Annotated in this window: 20 protein-coding genes; 16 read left to right on the top strand and 4 right to left on the bottom strand. The window is 57.4% G+C overall.

The annotated features are described in order from the left end of the window. Positions 1–16 precede the first annotated feature (16 nt). Positions 17–157: a hypothetical protein gene (locus C6I21_RS16610; protein ID WP_181186271.1), complete on the bottom strand. Its 141-nt coding sequence runs from the start codon at positions 155–157 to the stop codon at positions 17–19. A gap of 131 nt (positions 158–288) precedes the next feature. Beyond that, positions 289–1,182 (bottom strand): phenylacetic acid degradation operon negative regulatory protein PaaX, encoded by an 894-nt coding sequence (gene paaX / locus C6I21_RS14460; protein ID WP_181186270.1) that lies wholly within the window; start codon positions 1,180–1,182, stop codon positions 289–291. A gap of 218 nt (positions 1,183–1,400) precedes the next feature. Between paaX and C6I21_RS14455 the strand changes: the two genes are divergently transcribed. Next, positions 1,401–1,856: an Lrp/AsnC family transcriptional regulator gene (locus C6I21_RS14455; RefSeq protein WP_105960204.1), complete on the top strand. Its 456-nt coding sequence runs from the start codon at positions 1,401–1,403 to the stop codon at positions 1,854–1,856. Positions 1,857–1,955: 99 nt separating this feature from the next. On the opposite strand, the gene C6I21_RS14450 is transcribed toward C6I21_RS14455, so the two are convergent. Continuing rightward, a complete protein-coding gene (locus tag C6I21_RS14450) occupies positions 1,956–2,558 on the bottom strand; it encodes a hypothetical protein (protein WP_105960191.1) in 603 nt (200 codons plus the stop codon). Positions 2,559–2,816: 258 nt separating this feature from the next. Here C6I21_RS14450 and C6I21_RS16605 point away from each other — a divergent pair, with 258 nt between their 5' ends. The 7 genes from C6I21_RS16605 (at position 2,817) to C6I21_RS14420 (ending at position 10,723) form a co-directional block, all read left to right on the top strand. Next, on the top strand, positions 2,817–3,212 hold the full coding sequence (locus tag C6I21_RS16605; RefSeq protein WP_181186269.1) for a hypothetical protein: 396 nt from the start codon (positions 2,817–2,819) through the stop codon (positions 3,210–3,212). A 54-nt stretch (positions 3,213–3,266) separates the two neighbouring features. Then, positions 3,267–4,343, top strand: coding sequence for a pyruvate dehydrogenase (acetyl-transferring) E1 component subunit alpha (gene pdhA / locus C6I21_RS14445; protein ID WP_105960190.1), 1,077 nt, complete (start codon positions 3,267–3,269; stop codon positions 4,341–4,343). Then, positions 4,340–5,326, top strand: a complete 987-nt coding sequence (locus C6I21_RS14440) for an alpha-ketoacid dehydrogenase subunit beta (RefSeq protein ID WP_105960189.1) — start codon at positions 4,340–4,342, stop codon at positions 5,324–5,326. The genes pdhA and C6I21_RS14440 overlap by 4 nt, the downstream gene beginning before the upstream one ends. An 18-nt stretch (positions 5,327–5,344) precedes the next feature. Beyond that, positions 5,345–6,568: a dihydrolipoamide acetyltransferase family protein gene (locus C6I21_RS14435; protein ID WP_105960188.1), complete on the top strand. Its 1,224-nt coding sequence runs from the start codon at positions 5,345–5,347 to the stop codon at positions 6,566–6,568. Further along, positions 6,569–7,984, top strand: coding sequence for a dihydrolipoyl dehydrogenase (gene lpdA, locus C6I21_RS14430; RefSeq protein ID WP_105960187.1), 1,416 nt, complete (start codon positions 6,569–6,571; stop codon positions 7,982–7,984). Positions 7,985–8,140: 156 nt separating this feature from the next. Continuing rightward, positions 8,141–9,511, top strand: a complete 1,371-nt coding sequence (locus tag C6I21_RS14425) for a sodium-dependent transporter (RefSeq protein WP_105960186.1) — start codon at positions 8,141–8,143, stop codon at positions 9,509–9,511. 69 nt (positions 9,512–9,580) lie between these two features. After that, the gene (locus C6I21_RS14420; RefSeq protein ID WP_105960203.1) at positions 9,581–10,723 is read left to right on the top strand and encodes a Leu/Phe/Val dehydrogenase; all 1,143 of its coding nucleotides are present in this window, start codon (positions 9,581–9,583) and stop codon (positions 10,721–10,723) included. A gap of 347 nt (positions 10,724–11,070) precedes the next feature. Here C6I21_RS14420 and paaK read toward each other — a convergent pair whose 3' ends face one another. Continuing rightward, the gene (gene paaK, locus C6I21_RS14415; protein ID WP_105960185.1) at positions 11,071–12,408 is read right to left on the bottom strand and encodes a phenylacetate--CoA ligase PaaK; all 1,338 of its coding nucleotides are present in this window, start codon (positions 12,406–12,408) and stop codon (positions 11,071–11,073) included. Positions 12,409–12,655: 247 nt separating this feature from the next. Between paaK and paaA the strand changes: the two genes are divergently transcribed. From paaA to C6I21_RS14375, 8 genes are read left to right on the top strand one after another with little or no spacing between them, the layout of a single operon-like run. Next, positions 12,656–13,645 (top strand): 1,2-phenylacetyl-CoA epoxidase subunit PaaA, encoded by a 990-nt coding sequence (paaA, locus tag C6I21_RS14410; RefSeq protein WP_105960184.1) that lies wholly within the window; start codon positions 12,656–12,658, stop codon positions 13,643–13,645. Positions 13,646–13,661: 16 nt separating this feature from the next. Further along, positions 13,662–14,027, top strand: coding sequence for a 1,2-phenylacetyl-CoA epoxidase subunit PaaB (gene paaB, locus C6I21_RS14405; RefSeq protein ID WP_105960183.1), 366 nt, complete (start codon positions 13,662–13,664; stop codon positions 14,025–14,027). Further along, complete coding sequence (gene paaC, locus C6I21_RS14400; RefSeq protein WP_105960182.1) at positions 14,024–14,839, top strand: 1,2-phenylacetyl-CoA epoxidase subunit PaaC; 816 nt, start codon at positions 14,024–14,026, stop codon at positions 14,837–14,839. The genes paaB and paaC overlap by 4 nt, the downstream gene beginning before the upstream one ends. 21 nt (positions 14,840–14,860) lie before the next feature. After that, positions 14,861–15,361: a 1,2-phenylacetyl-CoA epoxidase subunit PaaD gene (gene paaD / locus C6I21_RS14395; protein WP_105960181.1), complete on the top strand. Its 501-nt coding sequence runs from the start codon at positions 14,861–14,863 to the stop codon at positions 15,359–15,361. Between the two features lie 22 nt (positions 15,362–15,383). Further along, positions 15,384–15,692, top strand: a complete 309-nt coding sequence (locus tag C6I21_RS14390; protein WP_105960180.1) for an EthD family reductase — start codon at positions 15,384–15,386, stop codon at positions 15,690–15,692. Beyond that, positions 15,682–16,455, top strand: a complete 774-nt coding sequence (locus C6I21_RS14385) for an enoyl-CoA hydratase-related protein (RefSeq protein ID WP_105960179.1) — start codon at positions 15,682–15,684, stop codon at positions 16,453–16,455. Before C6I21_RS14390 ends, C6I21_RS14385 begins: the two co-directional genes overlap by 11 nt. A gap of 4 nt (positions 16,456–16,459) precedes the next feature. Next, a complete protein-coding gene (locus C6I21_RS14380; RefSeq protein ID WP_105960178.1) occupies positions 16,460–17,236 on the top strand; it encodes an enoyl-CoA hydratase/isomerase family protein in 777 nt (258 codons plus the stop codon). A 51-nt stretch (positions 17,237–17,287) separates the two neighbouring features. After that, on the top strand, positions 17,288–18,805 hold the full coding sequence (locus C6I21_RS14375; RefSeq protein ID WP_105960177.1) for an aldehyde dehydrogenase family protein: 1,518 nt from the start codon (positions 17,288–17,290) through the stop codon (positions 18,803–18,805). Positions 18,806–18,816 lie beyond the last annotated feature (11 nt).

Below are 18,816 nucleotides of genomic sequence, written 5' to 3'. Positions count from 1 at the left end.
GTGAGCCCGGGTCTTTTTATGAGCGGCTGTCGCTTTGTTTCTTTTGCAGCAGCGTAATGATCGTTTCGTTCTGTTCATTCGTCTTCGCAAGCTTCCGCTCTATGGCAAACAGCGTGGACATGAGAAGAGCAAAAGCAAATAATCCAAAGATAAACACAGGTGTTTTTCCCTCCCCGATGTAAAGATCTTAGTAACAGAATACCATTTAGTATCCAGTTTTGGCAGGGCCTTTTGTCAGACAAAAAGAACAGCGCCGCCGGACAGCGGGCTGTTCTTCCGGAAAAAATATCAGCTGTGGCTGGAGAGCAGCGGGTGCTTGAGCACCTGGTCGTGGCCGTCGCCGCTCACCGGGGTGTGCTTTGTTTCAAACGCCTGCTCAAAAAAGCGGATCGCAGGCTCGGCGAGTGTCCGGTAATAGTCGGCAAACAGCCGGGCGGCGGAATCACCGAGCCAGCGGCTGGGAAGCAGTTCCTTTGGCAGACCGGGATCGACGAAAAGGAACTTCCGGTATTCGTGGACGAGCATGGTGCGCTCGACGAAACATTCCGCATCGGTCATACTGCCGTTTTCGATGGCGCTCTGGTTAATGATGTATTTCTGGCTGTACTCTTCAATAAAGGAAGCGTAGCGCTCGTTGATTTCCTGCAGGTCCCAGCACTTTTCAACGAGGCTTTCCGAATCGCCGCCCTGCAGGTAGGTTGCCTCAAAAAAATGAACGTAGGAAGCGATATCGTATTTCTGCACCAGCTCCTGAACCTGCTCCTCAAGCGGGTTCGGGGTAATCCAGCAGCTGTTGGCGAGAAGGCCGAAGCCGCTCCAGACAAGCTCTTTTCTCAGCTCATCCCGCAGGTGGCGCTTTTCCTCCGGAATCGAGTAAACGAGCATCCGCCAGCGGTTGTCCCAGGACGGGGATTCGAGCTTGTAGATCCGCTCGGCTGCTTCGTCCATGCGCTTGCGGCCGCGGGGGGTTAAGGAGTAAAAACTACGGTTTCCTTTCTTTTCTGCCTGAATCCATCCCTGCTTGCTCATCCGCGAAATCGCGGCGCGCACGGACTGTTCGTTATGTCCAAACTCTTTGAGCAGGGAAATCAGACTGCCAATCCAGATTAAATTATCGTAATGGCGGATGTAGTCGCCGAAGATCGTAAAAATCATGGAGCGGGTGTTCAGCTGTTTTTCCATACATGGGCCTCCTCTGCTGTGTCCTTTTTCATAGTATAGCATCCCTGCATGACGAAAATACAGCGAGGAGGTAAAAAACGTCACAAAAAGAAAAAGGAAAAAGACGGAATCTCCCCCTTTCAGCAGAAGAAAATCATGCTATACTGAACGAAGTGGATAATATAACGATATTTGTACGCATGCTATAAAAATGTAAGAGAGGGGACGATTTGATGAAATTGGATCAGGTGGATATCCAGCTTCTCCGCGTGCTGCAGGAGGACGGACGCATTACACTGAGCGACTTATCCAAGCGGCTCAACCTCAGCCGGCCGAGTGTAACTGAGCGGATGAACCGTTTGAAGGACCACGGCGTCATCGAAAACATCAGCGCCCGGATCTGCTTCCCGAAAGTGGGCATTAATGTAAGCGCTTTTATGCAACTCCGCGACGTTACCGTTGCACTGCAGACATTTGAAGAGTTCGCCGGCTCGCATCCGTGCATTCTTGAATGCCACCGCATTACCGGAGCGATCAGCTACATGCTGAAAGTGGCGGTCAGCGACATGGCGGAGCTCGACCGGCTCATCGATGAACTGATCGCCTACGGGGACGTCAACACATCGATCGTGCTGAAATCCCCCGTACCTTATAAAATGATTCAGCCCGCCGGCGGACTGCGGACCGAAGTCTAATACGGCGGCCGGAAGACGAAGCGGTGGCAGAGGAATAACAGCAGGCACGAAGATACAGAAAAGGATGACTCCCTGTGCGGGAATCATCCTTTTTTCGTTTTACGACGGTTCGACAACAATATCGATGCTTGCAGGGATACGCACTTCTTGATTTCCTTCTGCTGTTTGAACTTCAAAATCTGCTACTACATTAAAAGTGTAACCGCCTGCTGGTAAAGGGGTGATTTCCTCGTACAGCTGCTTTGTTTGTTCGAGTTCTTCTTCTGATTGTGAAGTAATTGGCTCACCATTACCGTTAGGCTCAAAAGATTCGAACTCATAAGCTTCACCTTGCGAGAAGGTCTTTGTACCTCTATAACTCTCATAAGTTGGTGTCATACTCATATATCGTTTGTAATCGATGACTTTGGAAAAGTAAAACATACGATCGTAGGTTATTTCTATCTCCTCTTTCTCCCCGAGATAGGTGAGTGATCCGAAAATATCAAGAGGTTCTCCTTCTTCATACACTTTCTTAGCTGAAGTGAGCGTCATTTGAAAATCATCCTGCTCGGTCGTCGCCGTAACTTCTCCTTCGTCGCTGGTACTTTCCGTATTGGCAGCCTGTGCCTCTTCATCATTTGTCTGTCCATCGGTTTGACTGCAGGCGGTGACGACCGTGAGCAGCATGAAAGCGGCCAAGCCGCGGTGGAGTGTACGCATTCGATCTCCTCCTTTTTGTAGAAATATCCTCCGCACCTGCTGTTCTATGCAGAAGGTTGCTGTCCTCTTCTCTCTGTGTTGGTCGGGAAAAGACAAGCGTCCGTTTCGCATCATTCTTCCTTTTTACAAAAAGATGGGAATGCCGCATTCATTCAGCGTGGGCGCAGGATCCGGGCCTGTTGTTTTTGTTGCGGTGTCAGGCGCCCGTATGGCGGTCTGGCGGCAGCCTGTGGCGATCTTTGGCTTCTATGTGGCGGTGTGCAGCACCTGCGCTGCGATCTTCCCCTGGCGTGGCGGTCTCCACTGCTCTCATGGCGGTCTGGGAAACCGGCATGGCGATCTGAAGCCGTGCCATTGCGATCGTCTCCAACCCCAAACGAACACCTGCTGCCCGGGCAGATGGCGGGCGGTTTTCAGCCCGCGGTATCCCGGCCGCAGGCCGTCGTGTTCCGTTTTTATTCCATCAAAAGCTTACAGCTCTTTTTCTCCTGCCGGAAGATGCCGCCCTGCCTTCAAAAACGCACCACTCCAGTAAAGGAAACGCTTACATTTTACATTCTGTATTTTTTCTCGTCTGGATTTCTGCAAATGGAAAAAGATTCGTCGGGGATTGCTTCTGTTTGTTATGGGATCGAAAAAAAACAATGCCTATAATGAATACACATTCAACGAAATCGCAGACATGGAAAAAGAAGGGAGCCGGATACGATGGCGGTAAATGACCGGGAATTGATGCAGACGTATGACACCCTGCAGGTGCTCAGTCCAGAAGGAAAGGTGCTCGCAGAGGAAGCATCCCAGCTGACGGCGGAGATGAAGCGGACACTGTTTGAGAAGATGCTTTCCTGCCGGGAATTCGACGAAAAGGCGATGAAGCTGCAGCGGCAGGGACGGATCGGAACGTACGCCTCCTACAAAGGACAGGAAGCCTCCCAGGTGGGAAGCGCCATGGCGCTCGAGCCGATGGACTGGCTGTTCCCGACGTACCGGGACCACGGCGCCGGCTGGACGCACGGGCAGGACTGGTCGCGTATCCTCCTGTACTGGATGGGGCATCCGGACGGCTCGATCACACCGGACGGCCTCCGCATTATGCCGCAGGCCGTACCGATTGCAACCCAGCTCCTGCACGCAGTCGGAACCGGCTGGGCGGACAAGCTCGACGGAAAACGCCACGCCAGTATCGCGTATTTCGGCGACGGCGCGACGTCGGAAGGGGACTTTCACGAAGCACTGAACTTTGCCGGTGTGTTCCAGACCCCGACCGTGTTTTTCTGTCAGAACAACGGCTACGCTATCAGCGTACCGTTTTCCAAGCAGTCCGCGTCAGAAACGATCGCGCAGCGGGCCCAGGCGTATGACATCAAAGGGGTACGCATTGATGGAAACGACATTTTCGCCGTGTATCTGACGGTAAAAGAAGCGGTGGAGCGGGCGAGAAACGGCGGCGGCCCGACGCTGATTGAAGCGGTCACGACGCGCTACGGCTCGCATACGACAGCGGATGACGCGAAAAAATACCGCGATCAGGAAGCGGTGCAGGCTTCGTGGGCGGAAAAAGCCGACCCGGTGGAGCGTCTCCGGCGGCACCTGCTGCAGGAAGGGCTCTTGACGGAGGAGGCGGAAGCGGACATGACCGAAGCGGTCCGGAAGAAGGTGGACGAGGCGCTGGAAACAGCCGAATCCTATCCGAAACCGACGCGGGAGAGCATGTTTGAGCACGTGTATGAGAGCGCATCCTGGATGGCAGAAGAACAGAGAGAGCAGAGGGGGAGTACGCGATGAGTACACGGAACATCACGATGCTTCAGGCAGTGAATGAAGCGATGCATGAACGGATGGAGATGGACAGCGACACGCTTCTTCTCGGGGAGGATATCGGGAAAAACGGCGGTGTGTTCCGGGCGACGGACGGTCTTTACGAGACGTTCGGCCCGTCCCGCGTCATCGACACCCCGCTTGCGGAAGCAGGTATTATCGGCTCGTCGATCGGTCTCGCTTTAAACGGCAAAAAGCCGATTGTGGAAATTCAGTTTCTCGCGTTCATCTACCCGGGATTCGAACAGCTCGTCTCGCACGCGGCGCGGATGCGCTACCGGACGCGCGGCCAGTTCCACCTGCCGATGGTGATCCGTGCGCCGTATGGTGCCGGCATCCGCGGACCGGAGCTTCATTCGGAAAGCGTCGAATCCTTTTTCGTGCAGACGCCGGGGCTGAAAGTGGTGGCGCCGGGAAATCCATATGACGCCAAAGGCTTGTTTCATGCGGCAGTAAAGGACCCGGACCCGGTGCTCTTTTTAGAGGATACGAAGCTGTACCGGGCGTTCAAGCAGGACGTGCCTGCCGAAAGCTACGAGATTCCGCTCGGAAAAGCAGCGGTCGTCCGGGAAGGAAGCGACCTGACGATGGTCGCCTGGGGAAGCATGGTGCGCGAAGCGGTGAAAGCGGCCGAACGGATGGAAAAAGAGAAAGGCTGGTCCTGTGAAGTGATCGACCTGCGTACGATTTATCCGTTCGACCGGGAGACGATTATCGAATCGGTCAAGAAAACGGGGCGTGCTGCCGTCATGCACGAAGCCCATAAAACCGGCGGACTCGGTGCAGAAATTACCGCTGTCATCAATGAAGAAGCGCTCGTGTATCTGCGTGCGCCGGTGCAGCGCGTCGCTGGTTACGACGTACCGGTGCCGCAGTTTATGGTGGAGGATCTGTACCTTCCGGACGCCGGACGGATGGCGAATGCGGTGGAAAAGGCAATGACGTTTTAACGGAAGGGAGCGGGCAGCATGGTGGAATTTAAACTCCCCGATGTCGGGGAAGGCATGCACGAAGGGGAAATTATCAACTGGTTTATTGAAGAAGGCGATGAAGTAAAGCAGGACGATCCGGTGCTGGAAGTGCAGACGGATAAAGTGAATGCGGAGCTTACGGCACCGACAGGCGGAACGATTCAAAAAATCTTCTATCCCGTCGGCGAAGTCGTGGAAGTCGGCAGTGTGCTGTTTACGATCGGGGACGGTGCAGAGAAAGAAGCAGCACCAGCGCAGAACGAAACCGCACCGGAACAGAAAGCAGCATCCGCGCCGGCACCTGCCGCTCCGCCTGTACCGGACATCGGCCGGGCGCTTGCAACACCGTTTGTCCGGCAGATGGCCCGCGATGAAAACATCGATCTTGAACAGGTGAGCGGCACGGGTCCTGCCGGCCGGGTGACCGAAGCGGACCTGCGTCAGTATAAAGAAGCACCAGCGGAGGACAAGGCGCCTGCGCCGCAGCAGGAAACGCCGTTTTCCCCTGTGTCCGGGGAGAAGGAAAAGCGGATTCCGATGAGCGGGGTGCGCCGGGCGATTGCGAATCATATGCAGAAGGCGGTGGCGTCGATTCCGCATGTGACGCATACGGATGAGCTGGATATGGAGGAGCTCCGCACGCTCCGGCGCCGGATTCAGGAGACGCTCGGGGAGTCGGATGTAAAGATGACGTTCCTGCCGTTTTTCATTAAGGCGGTGGCGGTGGCGCTCCGGGAGTTTGAAATGCTGAATGCGTCGCTGGATGAGACGGCCGACGAGATTGTGTTGAAGAAGGAATACCATATCGGGATTGCTGCGGATACGCCGCAGGGGCTTCTCGTGCCGGTGATTCATCACGCAGATCAAAAGACGCTGACCGAGATTGCACGGGAGGTGCGTGCCCTTGCCGAGGCGGCGAGAAATGGGACGGTGACGCCGCAGCAGATGCGCGGCAGTACGTTTACGATCAGCAACATGGGGCCGATCGGCTCGACAACGGCGACACCGATCATCAATCATCCGGAAGCGGCGATTCTCGCACTGCACAAAATGGAGCCGAAGATGGTCGTGCGGGACTGGGAAGGGGTCATCCGCCACTGCATGAATATGTCGCTTTCCTTCGACCACCGGCTGATCGACGGGAGCACGGCGGTGCGGTTTACGAACCGGATCAAGCAGCTGATCGAGCAGCCGAATCTATTGATGCTGGAGATGAGATAAATGGTAGTAGGAGAAGTAGCAGTCGAAACAGACGTTGTCGTCATCGGCGGCGGTCCGGGAGGCTACGCGGCGGCGATCCGCCTCGGGCAGCTCGGGAAGTCGGTAGTGCTCGTGGAAAAAGAAGCGCTCGGCGGGGCGTGCCTGCACCGGGGCTGCATTCCATCCAAGGCGCTGATTCATACAGCGGAGACGATGGAGAAAGCGGCGCATGCGTCCACGATGGGGATCCGCGGGCTGGAGAAAGCGCCGGCGCTCGATATGGGCGCGTGGCAGGAATGGAAGCAAAGCGTGGTGCAGACGCTCGAGCAGGGAGTGGAAGGACTGTGCCGCCGCCAGCAGGTGACGATCGTCCGCGGGAAAGCGAGCTTTTTCTCCGACGACCGCATCGGCGTGGAGACAGACGGCGACATGGAATACTACCGGTTTCAGGAAGCGGTGATTGCCACCGGCTCCTCCCCGGTTCATCCGGGATTTGCCCCGGTGGATCACCGCCGCGTGCTCGATTCTACATCGCTTCTGTCGCTTGAAGAGCTGCCCGCGTCGCTTGCCGTTATCGGCGGCGGCTACATCGGCGTCGAGCTCGGCAGTGCGCTGGCGAAAGCCGGCACCGACGTGACGCTGATCGAAGCGGCACCGGAGATTCTGCCGGCTGCTGCCCCGCACCTGAGCCGGGTCGTGGCGAAAAAAGCGGATAAGCAGATGACGGTGCTTACCGGCGCGTCGCTTTCGTCGTTGACAGCGGAAGCAGACGGAGTGTCGCTTTCGGTCGAGACTACGGAGGAGACGATCGAAAAGCAGGTGGACTACGTGCTCGTCACCGTCGGGCGGAAGCCGAATACCGACGGCCTCGGCTTATCCCAGGCAGGGGTGGAAGTCGAGGAGAACGGGATGATTCCGGTCGATATGCAGTGCCGGACGAACGTCTCCCACATTTATGCCATCGGTGATATTACACCGGGACCGGCGCTTGCCCATAAAGCGTCGAAGCAGGGGAAAGTGGCAGCGGAAGTGATCGGCGGCATGAACCGTGCGGTGGATTCGGCGTTCATTCCGTACGTCATTTTCTCCGATCCGCAGATTGCGGGCGTCGGACGGACGAAGGAGGAAGCGGAGGCTGATGGATACAACGTGAAAACCGGCCGCTTCCCGATGCAGCATAACGGCTACGCGCTTGCGTCGGAGCAGGCGGAAGGATTCGCGGAAGTCGTTGTCGATGCGGACAGCCACGTGCTTCTCGGCTTTCACGCGGTCGGCCCGGATGCAGTCAATACGATCAGCGAAGGCGCACTTGCACTGGAGCTCGCAGCACGCGTCGAGGATGTCGCCTGGACGGTCCATCCGCATCCGACACTCTCCGAAGGCTGGATGGAAGCGTGCGAGCAGGCGCTCGGCCATGCCATCCACGTGCCCTCCTGACCGGAAAATCGTCAGGACGGCAGGGCGCAGGGCCGGATGCCCGCGCTCCCGGTCCACGCCTTTTTGTAAGCGTTATCTTACTTATGTACAACCTGGGACACAGCTCCGGCAGCACGTCTGCTGCGGAGCAAATCTATGATTTAAGGGAGAGATACGATGAATCAACAGTGGTCTTCAAAACTTGCATTTGTGCTGGCAGCTGCCGGCTCTGCCGTCGGACTCGGCGCGATTTGGAAATTTCCGTACATCGCCGGAACGAGCGGCGGTGCGGCATTCTTTCTCATCTTTATCGGCTTTACGCTGTTAATCGGCCTGCCGCTTCTGATCGGGGAGTTCATTATCGGCCGGCGCACGCAGAAAAACGCCATCGACGCCTACCGGACGATTGCACCGGGGACGCGCTGGGGCGGCGTCGGCAAACTCGGTATCGTCACCTGTTTTCTGTTGCTTTCCTTTTACAGCGTTGTCGGCGGCTGGGTGCTCATCTACCTCGTCATGGGGCTCGGCGGCAGACTGTCCGGCCTCGGGGAGGAAGGCTACGGTGCGACATTCGGCGCGACGATCGGCAACCCGGCGCTTGCGCTCACGGCGCAGCTGGCGTTTATCCTCATTGCCGTTCTCGTCGTCTCCAAAGGGATTAAAAAAGGCATCGAGCGCGCCAGTCTGATCATGATGCCGGCCCTGTTCGTCTGCTTTCTCATTCTCGTCATCCGCTCCGTCACACTCGACGGTGCCGCAGAAGGCCTGCAGTTCTTTCTCGTACCGGACTTCGGCAGCATCACGTCGGAAACGCTGCTGTACGCCATGGGGCAGTCCTTTTTCGCTCTGAGCGTCGGCGTCTCCGTCATGGTGACGTACAGCTCCTACTTATCGAAAAAAGAGAACCTGATCCAGTCTGCCTTCTCAATCGTCCTGCTCACGTTTGTCGTCGCTTTTCTCGCCGGCATCGCGATCTTCCCGGGCGTCTTCACCTTCGGCATGGATCCGGCGGAAGGACCGGCGCTGTTGTTCAACGTGCTGCCGGCCGTGTTCGACCAGATGGCATTCGGCATGTTCTTTCTCGTCATTTTCCTCCTTCTGTTCCTGTTTGCCACACTCACCTCGGCGTTTTCCATGCTGGAAGTCATCGTGGCCGCCCATACGAAGGGGGATGCGTCCCGCCGGACGAAATCGACGTGGCTTTTCGGAATTCTCATTTTCATCGTCGGCATTCCATCGGCGCTGTCGTTCGGAGTCGGCGGAAACTTCCTCGTCTTCGGACGGACGGTTTTCGACAACATGGATTTCCTTGTCAGTAACATTCTCATGCCGCTCGGCGCATTCCTCATTGCTGTGTTTGTGCCGCTGAAAATGAGCCGGAAAGAGCTGTTTGAAGAGCTCCGTCAGGAAGAGCACCTCGGACGCCGCCTGTTTACCGGATGGTTTATTTTCATCCGCTACGTCGCTCCGGTCGTTATCCTGCTCGTCTTCCTGGACGTAGCCGGCGTGTTCAGCTTCATTTTTGAGATCGCATTCGCATCTAAATAATCTGCGGGCGGAAGGAGCGGAGTCTTCCGCTTCCGCTGCCGCGCTTTTAACGAAAGGCTGGTACTGATGATGAAAACACAAACAACAGAAATGTCCCGCCTGCAGCCGGACGTGTTTACCCGGATGGAAGAACATGAACAGGTCGTTTTCTGCAACGATCCGGCGACCGGTCTGCGCGCCATCATTGCGATTCACGATACGACGCTCGGTCCGGCGCTCGGTGGCTGCCGAATGCATCCGTACGAAACGACCGAGGCGGCGCTCGAAGACGTCCTGCGCCTGTCGCGCGGCATGACGCAGAAATGCGCCGCTGCAGATGTCGATTTCGGCGGAGGGAAAGCCGTGATCATCGGCGATCCGCAGAAAGATAAATCACCGGCAATGTTCCGTGCGTTCGGCCGGTTCGTCGCTTCGCTGCAGGGCCGTTTTTACACCGGCACCGACATGGGAACGACGATGGAGGATTTCTCACACGCGCTGAAGGAGACCGAATGCATCGTCGGCGTACCGGAAGCTTACGGCGGCAGCGGCGATTCTTCGATTCCGACCACTGCAGGCGTCTTAAACAGCCTCCGTGCGGTAAATGAAAGTCTGTTCGGCACGACGGCGCTCGGCGGCCGCACGTATGCAGTGCAGGGGCTCGGTAAAGTCGGCGGGAAAGTCGCCGCGCATTTACTGGACGACGGCGCCGACGTGTATGCTGCGGATTTGTCGGATGACGCGCTGGAAGCGATGAGCCGCTATGCTGAAGGAACGCCGGGGACGTTTCACCGGGTGGATGGGGACGCTATTTTCGCTGTTGAAGCGGATGTGCTTGTGCCGTGTGCGATGGGCGGTGTGCTGAATGACACGACGATTCCACAGCTGAAGGTCCGCGCGGTGGTGGGTGCAGCGAACAACCAGCTGGCCTCCAGGGAGCACGGCAGCTGGCTGCAGGAGCGGGGCATTCTGTATGCGCCGGACTACATCGTCAACGGCGGCGGACTGATTCAAGTGGCGGATGAACTGTACGGCGGCAGCAGAGAGCGCGTCTTAAAAAAGACGAACGCGATCTTCACGTCGATCGCCGAAGTCATCTCCCAGTCCCGGCTCGATCAGATCACCACCGTGGAAGCCGCCGACCGCATGTGCGAACAGCGCCTGCAGGAACGCGCCCGCGGCAACAACTTCTTCACCTCCGCAAAGCGGCCGAAGTGGAACATTAAAGGATAACCGACACAGCCGGGCGCTCTGCCCGGCTGAAGCACGTGAAAAATAACCGCGGGCCGAGATCCGCCCGCCATCTGCTGCAACCACGCTGGTCCGGTAGAGGTGAATGCTGGTCCGATCGGCGCAGAAGATGGTCCGCCGGGCGCATATGCTGGTCCGATACAGGCCGCCTGGTCCGGTTCGTGGGGATCGTGTTCCGCGGACAGCCTTTTTTTGTCCGCGAAGCACTGCTCCTGGTCCGAAAGCCTGCAGACCTGGTCCGCGTTTTTCCATCCAACGCATGCAGAACCACTGAAACCAAAAAAAGAGAAAGCCCGGGTCAGGCTTTCTCTCATGTACACGCGTCGTCTTCAGGGCGTCACTGCTTCGGGATCCTGGCGGAGATCCTTGACGCGCTTCGCTTTTCCTTCAAAGCGCGGCATCGTGCCGGGTGCTTTCAGCGTCACGTCGACGGAGACGAGGGCTTCGTTTTTCAGCTGGGACTCGATGCGCCGTTTCAGCCGGCGCGCTTCGCTGCAGGTGAACGACGGATTGTCGAGGCAGTCGAAGAACTGATGGTTGACTTCGACGTCGAGCGACACCGTATCCATCGATCCCTTTTTCCGCAGGTTGATCTGGTAGTGGCACTCGAGCTCTTCGTTCTGCAGAATATAGCGCTCGAATTCTGATGGGAACACGTTCACGCCGCGGACGATAATCATGTCATCGATCCGCCCTTTGATCCGGCTCATCCGCACCGTCGTCCGGCCGCAGCTGCACGTCTCCCGCGTCAGGGAGCAGAGATCCCCGGTGCGGTAGCGGAGCACCGGCAGCGCCTGCTTCTGCAGACTCGTGAAAACGAGCTCGCCTTCTTCGCCGTCGGGAAGCGGCTGGAGCGTTTCCGGGTCGATGATTTCCGGATAAAACTGATCCTCGGCAATGTGCAGTCCGTTCTGGCCGTCGACGCATTCCATCGCGACACCCGGTCCGATCACTTCGCTGAGTCCGTAAATATCCATCGCCTTCATATCAAACATCTTCTCCAGCGACTGACGCATTTCCTCCGTCCACGGTTCGGAACCGAGAATGGCGTACTCAATCGACGTCTCCCGCGGATCGATGCCCATTTTCTGCATCGTTTCCCCGATGTTCATGACGTAGGACGGGGTGCCGCAGATAATCGTCGGCTGAAAATCCTGGATCAGCGTGATCTGGCGCTGCGTGTTGCCGCCGGAGATAGGCACCGTCGTACAGCCGAGCTTCTCGGAGCCGTCATGCAGTCCGAGGCCGCCGGTAAACAGCCCGTAGCCGTACGCGTTGTGCAGAAGGTCCCCCGGACGGCCGCCGGCCATGTAAATCGCCCGGGCAACGATATCCGCCCACTGCTCCAGGTCTTCCTCCGTATAGGCGACGATCGTCGGCTTTCCGCTCGTGCCGGAAGAGCCGTGCAGGCGCTTTACGTCGGAGAGCGGGACGGCAAGCAGACCGAATGGGTAGTGCTCCCGCAAATGATGCTTTTTCGTAAACGGAAGCTTCTGCAGGTCTTTCAGCGACTGAATTTCCTCCGGCTTCACCCCGGCCTGATCGAGCTGACTGCGGTAGAATGGGACATTTTCATAAGCTTGGCGGACTGTGGACTGCAGGGAAACGAGCTGCTGGGCTTCCCGGGCTTCGGGCGCCATCGTCTCCACCTGATGATGATACGGCATGAAAACACCTTCCCCTTTCATTATGAAAATAATACGTAATGTGATTGATTCGTCATACTAAACCTATCTATTTTTGAAAGCGCTGTCAATCATTTTTTCGAATTTTCCGTGAAAAAATACCGCTTCTACGCGCGCATATAGAGGAAGTTATTCCGTGAACACGATTTTCTCAGAAAAAAAGCGGTTGCAATTTATATGACGTAAATATATAATTGCGTTAAATAATCGTCATAAAGGAGTGGCACACATGTATAACTTCATCGAGCACGTCAACGGCTCTGAGCCGGAAGCAGTGGAAGACGAGGCAAAGTATGCGCAGTTTATGGAACGGATCGAAAACGGTGAAAAGATTGAAGCCGACGACTGGATGCCCGAAGAATACCGCCAGACGCTGATAAAACTCATTTCGATGCATGGCATCAGCGAAATTATGGGAGCGCTTCCAGAGAAGGAGTGGGTCCCGAAAGCACCGACGCTGTACCGGAAGCTCGGCATCATGGCGAAGGTGCAGGACGAAATGGGCCACGGCCAGCTGCTGCTGCGTGTGGCAGAGGACCTCATGGCACCGTACGGCCGCTCCCGCGAAGATTTAATGATGGATCTGCTAAGCGGCGACCTGAAATTCCACAACGTGTTTCATATGGAAACGCGCACCTGGGCGGATGCCGGCGTCATCGGCTGGCTCGTTGACGGCGCGGCCATCATCTCCCAGACGAACATGCTCGATGCTTCCTACGGCCCGTATCAGCGGGCGCTGCAGCGCATCTGCGCAGAGGAAGTGTTCCACGCCCAGCACGGCGAAGCGATCGTCATGGCACTGGCGGAAGGCACGCCGGAGCAGAAAGCGATGCTTCAGGAAGCCGTCGACCGCTGGTGGCCGTCGCTTCTCATGTTCTTCGGACCGGGATCGGCAGAGACAACCGGCTCCTCGAAGCAGGAAGTGACGACGAAATACAAAATCCGCAAAAGCTCCAACGAAGAGCTGCGCCAGGCGTTTCTGGATAAATACCTGCCGCGCGTCTTCTCCCTCGGCCTCACGATTCCGGATGATACGCTCCGCTACGATGAGGAAAAAGAGCAGTGGGAGTACGAGCAGCCGGACTGGAATGAATTCAAGCAGATTATTAAAAACAACGGGCCGCGCTCTGCAGAACGTCTCCGCCTGCGCGAGCTTGCCTACGAAAACAACCGCTGGGTGCGCCGGGCGCTTTCCAACGAGCCCGTCGTTCAGGCGTAGAAGGAGGAGTGACACGATGACAGAAGAGAACCGGAATGGATCGTCGTTTTATCAAGTATATGAAGTGTTCAGTAAAAAGAGTGCGTCCGCGTCGTTTCAGCTGCAGTTCAGCCTGCTGGCGCCGAATGAGGAGATGGCGATGATGATGGCGCAGGAGAATTTCATGCGCCGGGAAAAGGTCGTCGATATCTGGGTCGTGCGCCGCGACCATATCCGCGGCATGAACCCGGAGGAGCGGGAGATGTGGACGAACCGTCTCGACAATAAGGAATACCGCACGACGAAAGGCTACGGCTACCTCCGCCGCAAATGGAGAGAAAAAGAGCAGGACATGCTCGATGAGAAAGAGATTCTGTCCTGGAAAGAGGTGAAAAAAGGATGACGTCCATCGATACGGTCGAAGCACTTCTGGAAAACAACGAAGCGCTCCAGGCTGCCAAAACGTTTTTGTTTCAGCTCGCCGATGATGATTACATTACGTCGTTCCGCGGATCGGAATGGCTCGGGCTTGCCCCGCATATTGAAGAGGACGTGGCGTTTTCCTCGATCACACAGAATACGATGGGCCACGCCGTGCTGGTGTATCAGACGCTGGAGGCACTCGGAGAGGCGGAGGCCGATAAGCTCGCCCACGCCCGCCCTGCCGGCGAGCGGCTGAGCTCGGTCTATCTGGAGAAGCCGAACGGTCCGGGGACGTACCTCGATGAGCCGCACTACGACTGGGCGCTCGCTGTCATCCGGCTGTACCTGTATGAAACGTGGAAAAAAATCCGGCTGCAGACGGCCGCACGCGGAAGCATCCGCCCGGTGGCTGCCGCGGCGGAAAAAATTCTCATGGAGCAGCCGTATCATCTGGCCCACTGGAAGATGTGGGCGGTGCAGCTTCTCGATTCGACACCGGAAGCAAAAGAGCGTCTGGAGGAGCGGATTGCGGAAGCGTGGCGGGAAGCGGGGGACATGATCTCCTTCGGCGGCCACGGCCAGACGTTTCTGGAAAACGGCGTCACCGCAGACAGCGAAGAAGCCCTGCAGCTGCGCTGGCTGGAAGAAGTCCGGAGCGTGCTCCCGGCACCGGCGGAACTCCCGTTAAAAGAAGCGGGCGACGGCAGAAGGAAGGAGCACGGAAGCGACCTGGATCAGGCGCTCAAGACGTGCAGCGAAGTCTTTACGAGCGACCGGGAGGCGGTCTGGTAGAACGAAGAAGGAGGAGACATCATGGAAGCGAAGAAGCGTGAAGTACTCGAGCAGGTGAAAAAGGTGGATGACCCGGAGCTTCCGAACGTCAGCGTCTACGACCTCGGCATGGTGCACGAGGTGCAGGTGGAAGAAAGCCGCGCGCACGTGACGATGATCCCGACATTTGCCGGCTGCCCGGCACTTGATTTTATTAAGAAAAACGTCGAAACCGCCGTGCGGGAACTTTCGTGGATCACCGGCTGCGAGGTGACGTTTTCCTTCAATGAAATCTGGTCGACCGACTCGGTCACGGAGGAAGGGCGCCGCCAGCTGAAAAAGCACGGCGTGGCTCCGCCGCCGGACGAGTACACGCCCGGCGAAGAGTGGCAGGTGGACTGCCCCTACTGCGGCTCGGCCTACGTCTCCATGGAAAATGTCTTCGGTCCGACCGCCTGCCGCAGCATTCTCTACTGCAGAAGCTGCCGCAATCCATTTGAGGCAATGAAGCCCGTCATCCGGGATAAAACACTGGCACGATAAAAACCGAAAGGGGAAGATCATGATGGCTAAACTAATTGCACTGTACGAACATCCGGAGGATAAAAAAGCATTCGACGAGCACTACTACAACACGCACACACCGCTCACGAAGCAGATTCCGGGACTCCGGGAAATGAAAGTGACCGAAATTAAAGGCTCGCCGATGGGAGAGAGCCCGTACTACCTTCTCTGCGAGATGATCTACGACGACCACGAATCGCTGAAAAAAGCGATGGCGACTGATGAAGGAAAGGCGTCCGGCAAAGATGCGATGAAGCTTGCAGGAAAGCGGCTGCACCTCATGATCGGGGAAGAAGTTCATGCAGGCTGAATGCATCCGGGCCCGGGTGGAGGGAGCTGTCGGTTTCATTCAGCTCCACCGCCCGCACGCCGCCAACGCCCTGAACCGGCAGATGGTCCGTGAAATCGCGGAGCAGGCGGAAGCATTCGACCAGGAAGACGGCATCCGCGTCATCGTTTTTGAAGGGAGCACCCAGGCGTTTGCAGCCGGTGCTGACATTGAGGAAATGAAAGAAGCGTCCCCGGTCCGGTTTGAACTGGATGATCCTTTCGCCGACTGGGACCGGCTGCAGAGACTACATAAACCCGTCATCGCGAAAGTGAGCGGTTTTGCGCTCGGAGGCGGGTTTGAACTGGCCCTTCATGCCGATGTGATCATCGCCGCGGACAACGCGCAGTTCGGCTTCCCGGAAGTAACGCTCGGCGTTCTGCCGGGAGCGGGCGGCACGCAGCTTCTGCCGAGACTGATCGGACAAGCGAGGGCGCTTTCGCTCATCTGGAGCGGCGAGCGGATTTCCGCCCGGCAGGCCGGGGACCTCGGCATCTGTGCGAAAACGGTCCCGCCGGAGCTTCTCGACGAGGAGACGAAGCGGTTTGCCGATACGCTCAGCCGGCAGGCGCCGGTCGCGCTCCGGCTCATTAAGGAAGCGGTATGTCGCGGCACGGATCTTCCGCTGCAGGAAGGCATGCGGCTGGAACGGAAAAACTTTTACCTTTCGATGGGAACGAGCGATCAGAAAGAAGGCATGCGCGCCTTTATCGAAAAGCGCCGGCCTTCGTTTCAAGGAGAGTGACGCGATGACTTATGAAGCCATCCACTACGTAGAAAAAGACGGCGCGGCCTGGATCACGCTCGACCGGCCGGAGGCGTTCAACGCGATGACGCCGGCGATGAACAAGGAGATCAAGCAGGCGGTGAAGCAGGCCGATACCTCCGAAGCAGTGCGGGTCCTCGTCTTTACCGGAAGCGGCAGAAGCTTCTGCGCCGGGGAGGATCTGGAAGGGGTCAATGAACACACCGATCACGGGGAGTTTTTACGAAGCCGCTACCACCCGATGCTTTCAGCTGTGGAAGCGTGCGGGAAGCCGACTGTGGCACTCATTAACGGCGTCGCGGCCGGTGCCGGCATGAGTCTGGCCCTCGCCTGCGATTTCCGTCTCATGAATGAAAAAGCAAAATTTGTAAGCGCTTTTATCGATGTCGGGCTCGTTCCGGATTCCGGCTTTCTCTACTATCTGACGCGGATCGCCGGGGAAGCGGCGGCGCTTGAAATGGCGGTATTCAGCCGCCCGATGGACGCAGCCCTGGCGCTGGAAAAAGGACTCGCCACACGGACCGCTGCGGCGGACAGCTGGGAAGAGGAAGCGTTCCGGTTCGTCCAGGAGCTCGCAGCGAAACCGACGACTGCCGTGCGGATGATCAAGCGGCTCGTCAGGCAGGCACGCCGCCCGGAGATGGAAGCGTTTCTGGAAAGAGAAGCCCAGGCTCAGCGGATCGCCGGAAAATCGGCCGATCATCAGGAAGGCCTTGCGGCATTTAAGGAAAAACGGACACCTGCCTTTACCGGCAGCTGACCGGATCGGAACGTCGTTTTCACAAATCCAAAAGATAAAGGAGCGGTTCATATGGCACAGACAGCAGTGGAGAACGTGATTACAGAGGTTGGCGAGATGAAGCGGAGCCACTATGCGATGGTGATCAACGGCCAGCGTGTGGAGGGGCCGGAGACGTTTGAGACGTTCAACCCGGCGAAGAATGAGGTGCTTGCGACGGTGGCGAAGGCGGACGAGGCGCTGACGGAGCAGGCGGTGCAGGCGGCGCGCGATGCGTTTGACCACGGGAAGTGGAAGAAGTATCCGGTCGGCAAGCGGGCGCGTGTGCTGAACAAGGTGGCGTCGATTATGCGTTCGCGGTTCAACGAGCTTGTGGAAGTGGAGGTGCTGAACAGCGGGAAGGCGCTCAGTGCTGCGCAGGCGCAGGTGATGCAGTCGATCGAGGATTTTGAGTTTTATGCCGGAGCGATTGTCGGCCACCGCGGGACGGTGAACAATGTGCCGAACGGATTTTTCAACTATACGCAGAAGGAGCCGGTCGGTGTGTGTGCGCAGATTATTCCGTGGAACTATCCGATGATGATGGCGGCGTGGAAAGTGGCGCCGGCGCTTGCGGCGGGCTGTTCTGTTGTGCTGAAGCCGGCGAGTCTGACTCCGGTGACGGCGATTCTGTTAAACGAGATCTGCCATGAAGCGGGCGTTCCGGAAGGAGTGGTGAATACGATTCCGGGCTCCGGCCGTGTCGTCGGGGACCGTCTCGTGGCCCACCCGGATGTAAACAAAGTGGCGTTTACCGGCTCGACGCCGATCGGGAAGGACATTATGAGCAAAGCGTCTGATACGCTGAAGCGCGTGACACTGGAGCTCGGCGGCAAGTCGCCGAACATCGTGTTTGACGATGCGGATATTGATGCGGCGGTCGCAGGCTCACTTTTCGGTATTTTCTTCAACACCGGCCAGTCGTGCGAGGCGCGCTCCCGCATGTTCGTACATGAGGATATTTACGATGAGTTCATGGAGAAGTTCATTGCGAAAACGGAGAAGCTGCAGGTCGGCGATCCATTTGATAAAGGCACCCACCTCGGATCGATCATCAGCCGCGAGCAGCTGGAGACGATCGACGGCTACGTCCGCTCTGCGGAAAAAGACGGCGCGGTGATTGCGACCGGCGGAAAGGAACTGTCGCCGGAGGGCGTGGAAGACGGGCACTGGTACGCGCCGACGGTCATTACCGACGTGACGCCGGATATGGAAGCGGTGCGCGAGGAAATCTTCGGTCCGGTTGTCGTCGTCGAAAAATTCTCCGACGAGCGCGACGTGATTAAGCGGGCGAACGATACGAAATTCGGGCTCGGCTCCGCGGTCTGGACGAGAGATCAGGGACGTTCAACGCGGGTGGCGCATTCCATCGACGCAGGAATTGTCATGGTCAACTGCCCGTTCTCTGCCTTCCCGGGCACGCCGTTCGGCGGCTACAAGGAGTCCGGATTCGGCCGCGAACTGTGCGTAGAGACGCTGGATCTGTACACCGAAGAGAAGAGCGTTCTTTCCTACCACGGACCAAAGCCGATCAATCCGTTCGGCGTCTAATTACTTTTCTA

The organism is Alkalicoccus urumqiensis, from assembly GCF_002993335.1.
GTDB lineage: Bacteria > Bacillota > Bacilli > Bacillales > Salisediminibacteriaceae > Alkalicoccus > Alkalicoccus urumqiensis.
Note: the sequence above shows the minus strand (reverse complement) of the source record. Positions and strands in the feature narration are given on the sequence as shown.